At 45.9% G+C, this 690-nt stretch carries 1 pseudogene; it reads left to right on the top strand.

The features are described 5' to 3' along the window. Positions 1-95 precede the first annotated feature (95 nt). Positions 96-690, top strand: a pseudogene (locus R7Z49_RS25240) (peptidase M23); the annotation flags it as partial.

Here is a 690-nt window from a genome sequence, read left to right as displayed (position 1 = left end):
GAATGTAGGCAATAACGACCTTCTGAATCGAGAGTTAGACCATCTTTCCGATTTAGGGGAAAAATAAATCAACGCCTATTTAAGTAACAATAATTATGTCTAAAAAAATCATCATGCAGATCCCCACTAAAAACGGTGATCAGCAATTTTATTTGGGCCGCGGTTCGGTCCTAACCATATTAACTTCGATCATCGCCTTACCTGCCGTTGTCGGTGGGGCTTGGTATTTGAACCAGCAACAGATTCATAATCAGACAACGCTGGCGCAAACCATTACCAAACTAGAAAGCGAGAAAGCGGAAATCACAGCGCTCTATGAAGAGCAATTGGATACCAACCACTCACTCTCTCAAGCTTTGACGGACAAGAACAACCAGATTCAGCTGCTCGGAAAGCGCGTATTTGATGTGGAATCGGTACTCGGCCTTGCTGATGAAGAGCTGTCTATCGATGAGAACAACCTCGCCTTAGAAGAGCGAATTGATGCGGCAGCTATAGATTCTGCGGTTCGTGCGACCATGTTCCGTTTGATTCCGAATGACAGCCCAGTGACGTATCAACGAATCTCTTCTTCTTACGGCAGTCGGATCAATCCTATCTCAGGCAGAAGACACGTGCATACTGGTATCGATTTGACCTGTAAGCGCGGTGAAGAAATTCTCGCACCTGCAGACGGTGTGGTTGAAACCG

The sequence above is a fragment of the Vibrio sp. 1562 genome (assembly GCF_033340155.1).
GTDB classification, from domain to species: Bacteria; Pseudomonadota; Gammaproteobacteria; order Enterobacterales; family Vibrionaceae; genus Vibrio; species Vibrio alginolyticus.
The sequence above is the reverse complement of the archived record's forward strand: the minus strand, read 5'-3'. Positions and strand labels throughout refer to the sequence as shown.